General features: G+C 47.9%; 3 protein-coding genes. 2 read left to right on the top strand and 1 reads right to left on the bottom strand.

The window, feature by feature from the left end; genetic code table 11:
• Positions 1-284: 284 nt before the first annotated feature.
• Entirely contained in the window at positions 285-1,247 is a 963-nt protein-coding gene (gene cofG / locus NG833_RS21230) for a 7,8-didemethyl-8-hydroxy-5-deazariboflavin synthase subunit CofG (protein WP_254567269.1), read from the bottom strand.
• 148 nt (positions 1,248-1,395) lie between these two features.
• On the opposite strand from cofG, the gene psbA reads away from it, so the two are divergent.
• Both psbA and NG833_RS21220 read left to right on the top strand, forming a co-directional pair.
• Entirely contained in the window at positions 1,396-2,478 is a 1,083-nt protein-coding gene (psbA, locus tag NG833_RS21225) for a photosystem II q(b) protein (protein WP_254567268.1), read from the top strand.
• A gap of 193 nt (positions 2,479-2,671) precedes the next feature.
• On the top strand, positions 2,672-6,451 hold the full coding sequence (locus NG833_RS21220; RefSeq protein ID WP_254567267.1) for a PAS domain S-box protein: 3,780 nt from the start codon (positions 2,672-2,674) through the stop codon (positions 6,449-6,451).
• Positions 6,452-6,618: the final 167 nt, after the last annotated feature.

Raw genomic sequence — 6,618 nt, 5'->3', positions numbered from 1 at the left:
AACCGGCGATGAAGCTGCTGATGGTGCGTGTCATGGCTGATGCCATGACACTCTTGGCAACGACTGAAGTCGGGACGTTGAACATGAGCAAGCACCAATGTTTGTAGTAACGACTTCAGTCGTTACCGCGTGATGAAAGCATAAGCTTTCGTCACGCCCCACCTCGTTGGAAGATCCAGCCCCTAAACCGGGGATGAAGCTGCTGATGGTGCGTGTCATGGCTGATGCCATGACACGAAAGCAACGACTGAAGTCGTTACTACGAACATGAGCCGGATTCTGTCTTAATCATATCCCGCCTGGATCAGCTGCGATCGCAGCCGAGGACTTAACTCCCCATAATATTGCGGATAAACCGGCGATCGCTCGACTAATTCCCACCCTGCTGGTTCTAAAATGCGTTTCAGTCTGTCAACCTGGAGATGAGGATAGTCTGGATTCACTTCATCCGTGGGTCCGATTCCCCCTAAATCTCGGCATCCCGCCTCTAAGCAAGCTAATAAAATCTCCGGTTCCTCGATTAAATTGGGGGGGACTTGCAGGGCGACTGCCTCGGGTAAAATTGCTCTAGCTCTTGCTACTTCTAAGGGTAATTCTCTCAAGTCAAACCCCGGTGCCTCGCCGCTTTGATGGGTTCCGGGACGATAGGGTTGGATAATTACTTCCTGGATATGGCCCCAGCGCTGGTGAATTTGACCGATCGCCTCTAAAGTCGCTTGGCGATCGCCTGGAGTCTCCCCAATTCCCAGCAATAATCCCGTAGTAAAAGGAATTTTCAGTTCTCCCGCCCATGCTAATTGTTCCAGTCGCACTGCTGGCACCTTGCTGGGGGCGTGACGATGTACGGTTTCCCCCAAACTCGGGGTCACCTGTTCCACCATTAATCCCATTGAAACATTAACGGTTTTCAGCCTTGCCATTTCCTGAAAACTGAGAGGACCGGCATTGGTATGGGGCAGAAATCCTAGTCCCAGGGCCAATTCGCATAACTCATAAAGGCGATCGCACCAGTCTGAACGCTTCTCAGAATTCGGATGCACTTCGCCACTCAAGATTAAAATTTCCCGAATCCCCGTCCCAATCAGAGATTTTAGGATTCGTTCCGCTTCGGGTAATTCCAACCAGGGGCTTTTTCCGGGGTCTTGGCGAAAGTTGCAGTAGCTACAGCGGTTAAAGCATTCGTAGGTTGGAACCAAGGTGTAGGCGGGACTGTAGGTGATCCGGCGGGAGGCAGAAGTGGTCAGCATGGCAATTGATAAGAAAATCTAATAGCAATAATCAGGAAAAATTTTTATGAAAACCCTTTACAAAGCTTAACAAGTTGTGTAAGGTAGTAAGCAAGGTAGAGAAACCTCTACCGACTACCTTGAAAACCTCATAGCAATCATAAGAAATATGACGACAACCTTACAGCAGCGCGAGAGCGCTAATCTGTGGGACCGCTTCTGCGAGTGGGTCGCTTCTACCGAAAACCGCCTTTATATCGGCTGGTTCGGTGTGTTGATGATCCCCACCCTCTTAAGCGCCACGGTCTGCTACATCATTGCCTTCATCGCGGCTCCCCCCGTTGACATCGACGGTATCCGGGAACCCGTTGCTGGTTCTTTGCTGTACGGAAACAACATCATCTCTGGTGCTGTTGTTCCTTCTTCTAACGCGATCGGTCTGCACTTCTACCCCATTTGGGAAGCAGCCAGCTTGGATGAGTGGCTCTATAATGGTGGCCCTTACCAGCTCGTGGTTTTCCACTTCCTCATTGGCATCTTCTGCTACATGGGTCGTGAGTGGGAACTCTCCTACCGCTTAGGAATGCGTCCTTGGATCTGCGTCGCTTACTCTGCACCTGTTGCAGCAGCCAGCGCCGTGTTCTTGATCTACCCGATCGGCCAAGGTTCTTTCTCTGATGGTATGCCCTTGGGTATCTCTGGAACCTTCAACTTCATGTTGGTGTTCCAAGCTGAGCACAACATCCTGATGCACCCCTTCCATATGTTGGGTGTTGCTGGTGTGTTCGGTGGTTCCTTGTTCAGTGCCATGCACGGAAGTTTGGTGACCTCCAGCTTAGTTCGTGAGACCTCTGAAACCGAATCTCAAAACTACGGTTACAAATTCGGTCAAGAAGAAGAAACCTACAACATCGTTGCAGCCCACGGCTACTTCGGTCGTCTGATCTTCCAATATGCTTCTTTCAACAACAGCCGTTCCTTGCACTTCTTCTTAGCTGCTTGGCCGGTTGTGGGTATCTGGTTCACCGCTTTAGGTGTGTCCACGATGGCCTTTAACTTGAACGGATTCAACTTCAACCAGTCGATCATTGATTCCACTGGTCGTGTGGTCAACACCTGGGCCGACGTGATCAACCGCGCTAACCTGGGTATGGAAGTTATGCACGAGCGTAATGCTCACAACTTCCCCCTCGACTTGGCTGCTGGCGAAGCAACTCCCGTTGCTTTGACTGCTCCTTCGATCAACGGTTAAGTTTTAATTGAAGATTCAGACGGACTCTATACGCGACATATAGTCAGTCTGTAACATTAAAAGCGTCCCTATACAGGGGCGCTTTTTTATTGGCTAAAAATAATGACAGCGGTTTATATTGAGGGAAGGACAGGGGGTGTTTACAAGAGTAAGGGTTAGAGAAACGTCAAAGCATGGTGAGGGAGTGTGTTGCATGAGTCGGATTTTCGATGAAATTCAAGAAGGAATTTTATTTATTAATGTTGGGGGCGATCGCCTGGATTATTTGAACCCTGCGGCAGCGCAACTGTTTGGGGGAACTGTGGCGCTTTTTGAGAATCAGCCGGAGTTGTGGACTGAGGGAATTGAACCGCAATGGCGATCGCAGGTGGTAAATGCTTTAGTGCGGGTTTGGGAAACGGAAACGGTGGAGGTGAACTACTCCATTGTGGGGATTGATGGACAACGGAGGGACCTGCACAGTAAATTTTGGGCGATCGCCGATGACGAGGGGATGCCGGTGCGGATTGAAGGCACCATCAAGGAACGTTGCCGATCGCAGGAATGGGAAACGGCGATCGCACAATGGTTCAATTTATCTGTGGATTTACTCTGTATTGCTGGGACAGACGGTTATTTTAAGCAACTCAATCCGATGTGGGAAACGACATTAGGATATAGCACAGAGGAATTGCTCTCCCTGTCGTTTTTAGAGTTAGTACATCCCGAGGATGTCGCCTCAACCCAGGAACAAATGGCGAAACTCTCAACCGGCGAAAACACGATTTATTTTGAAAATCGCTATCGCTGTCGAGATGGTTCCTATAAATGGATTGGTTGGACTTCCTCTAGTCCTAGAGGAAACCTGATCTATGCGGTTGCCCGAGAGATTACCGATCGCAAACAGATGGAAGCGCAACAAGAACGTTTACTCGAATCGGTACAAGAAAGCGAAACCCGCTATCGCTCAGTGTTGAGTGCCATGAGTGAGGGGGTCATCATGCAAGATGCCAATGGCATGATTTATACTTACAATGAAAGTGCCAGCCGAATTTTCGGTTTGAGCCTAGAGCAGATGATGGGATGGATCGCCATCGATCCGCGCTGGCGCGCAGTTAGAGCAGATGGTTCGCCATTTCCAACGGAAGAACATCCCCTGGCGGTTACCTTACGGACTGGGGAATCCTTTCGCGATTGCATCATGGGAATTCACAAACCCGATGGGAGCTTAACCTGGATTTTGCTGAATACAACTCCCTTGTTTCGTCCCGATGAAACCCAGTTGTATGCAGGAGTCGCTACCTTTACGGATATCACCGATCGCCTCTCTGCCGAAGCCTTAGTGCGAGAAAGTGAGGCTAAATTCCGGGCGGCGTTTGAGCAGGCTGCTGTTGGGATTGCTCATGTGGGATTAGAGGGGAATTGGCTTGAAGTGAATCAAAAATTCTGTGATATCTTGGGGTACAGTCGGGAAGATTTGTATAATTTAACTTGTCAGCACCTCACTTATGCTGATGATGCCAGTTTTGATGTCGAAGCCGAAGCCCAGTTGTACGATCCAGCCATCAATACGGTCACCTTAGAAAAGCGATACCTACATAAAAATGGGTCGCTCGTTTGGGTGAATATGACGGCTTCGATGATTAGAAATTCTCTGGGAGACCCTCAATATTTTTTGGCAGTTTTTGAGGATATTAGCGATCGCAAAAAAGCGGAAATCAGTCTGCAACAAAGTCAACGAGTCCTAGAAGAAGCCCAACAAATCGCTCATCTGGGTAACTGGGAGTTTGATGTAGCAACGGGAAAACTCATGTGGTCCAAAGAACTGTTTCGGATTTGCGATTTGGACCCAGGACAGGAAGAACCTTCCTTACCCAAGCTTTTGGAAAAGGTTCATCCGCAAGATTACGAAGTCGTGAAAAACCGTTTAGAAAAAGCCATAAACTTGAGAATTACTTTTGAATTAGAGCATCGGATTGTTCACCGAAATGGGTCTGTCCGATACGTCCAAGCCAAAGGAAAAGTTGAGCAGAACGCTCAAGGGGAAGTCGTGCGACTGTTTGGGACCGTTTTGGACATTACAACCCGCAAAAAAATAGAACAGGAGTTACAAGAACGAGAGCAGTTTTTGCGGGCGATTTGGGAAGGGGTAGATTACAGTATTTTTGTTCTGGAAGTTTTAGAGGGCGGGGAATTTCGCTTTGCCGGGATTAATCCGAAAATGGCCCAAACTACCCAAGTTCCCGTAGAAAAAATGCTCGGAAAAACCTTGGCTGAAGCCTTACCTCCGGAGATGGCAGCCCTGTGGCGTCCTCGTTATCTCCAGTGCGTCCAGTTGAGGACAACCCTCTCTTTTGAGGAGAGTTTTGTGGCGGATGGCATCGAGAGATGGTGGCTGATGACTCTGAGTCCCTTGCAAGATAGTAGCGATCGCATTGATCGGATTATTGCCACCACCATCGATATCAGCGATCGCAAACAAACCGAACTCGCCTTGCAACAGAGTGAAGCTCAATATCGAGAATTAGCCCAACGGGAAGCCTTGCTCAATCGGATTGCTACCCAAATTAGAAACTCTTTAGAATTAGATACCATTCTCGATAGTGTAGTCCAGGAAATTCAACAGGTAATGGAGATTGACCGATGTCACTTCGCCTGGTATCGAAACCACGGTAACGAAGAAGTATGGGAAGTGGTTTCAGAAGCCAGAAATCCCGGATTAATTAACCTAATTGGCTGTTATAGTGTTGAACAAGTCGGACCGATGGTCAATCTGCTTTTAACCCGAGAAACTCTAAAATTTGATGATATCAATAGGGTGAGTGATTCTATCTTTCGGGAGTTTTTAAGTAACCTAGGATATCGGGCAATGTTGGCGATGCCGATGCAAACAGAATCCGGGAAAGTTGGCGTCATTTCCTGCGCTTGTCACAACCGAACTAGAGTTTGGAAGCCGGAGGATGTAGAACTATTAGAAGCCGTCTGCGATCAACTAGCGATCGCCCTCAATCAAGCCCAACTTTATACTCAAGCTCGGGTATCAGCCCAAATTGCCGAAGCCAAAACCCACGAATTGCAACAAACCTTACAGGAACTCCAACACACCCAAAGCCAATTAATTCAGACCGAAAAAATGTCATCCTTGGGTCAACTGGTGGCCGGGGTTGCCCATGAAATTAATAATCCGGTAAATTTTATCTATGGAAATCTCAGCCATGCCGATGATTATATGCAAGATTTGTTAAACCTAGTGGAGCTTTATCGAAACCATTATCCTGAGCCAACTTTGGAGATTGAGGAAGAAATAGAACAAATTGATTTGGATTATTTAGTGGAAGATTTTCCGCAAATCCTCGCCTCCATGAAATTGGGGGCGAATCGCATTCGAGATATTGTAAAATCCCTGCGGACTTTTTCGCGGTTAGATGAATCAGACATGAAAGCCGTGGATTTGCATGAGAATATTGATAGCACCTTAATGATTTTACAAAATCGGTTGAAAGGCAAGAGCGATCGCCCGCCCATTAAGGTGATTAAAGAATACGGGCCGATTTCGGAGATTACCTGTTATGTGGGGCAGATTAATCAGGTATTTATGAACATTTTGGGGAATGCGATCGATGCAGTGGAAATGAAGAGAGAAGACTGGGTGAAGCCGGGGACCGATGCTCCCGTTCAAGCAACGGTGCAATTGCCAGACCCATTAATTCGGATTACCACTACCCTGATTGAGGGAAACCGAGTTAAAATTGCGATCGCCGATAATGGAATTGGCATGAAACCCGAGGCAATTAGCAAAATTTTTGACCCCTTTTATACCACCAAACCCATTGGCAAAGGCACCGGATTGGGATTAGCCATTAGCTATGAAATTATCGTTGAAAAGCACGGGGGGACAATGCACTGCATTTCCGAAGTCGGCAAAGGCACCGAGTTTATTATTCAAATTCCCCTCCAACAAAAACTCAATCTGGGAAACCCATCGGGAGAATAAAACCGGCGGTTAGAGTTCGGGTCGGTTTCAAATCATTGCGCCGCTTGCTCCAGTCAGACCCAATCCGGTACTCGGTAAGGGAACTCCAAAAAATAAAATCTCCAAAACTTTCTTTCGTAGTAGGGGCGCAATGCTTGCGCCCTCTTTTGGGCGCAAGCATTGCGCCC

It is taken from the genome of Oscillatoria sp. HE19RPO (assembly GCF_024220515.1).
Taxonomy (GTDB): domain Bacteria; phylum Cyanobacteriota; class Cyanobacteriia; order Cyanobacteriales; family Laspinemataceae; genus Laspinema.
This window is presented reverse-complemented; position numbering and strand designations above follow the sequence as displayed.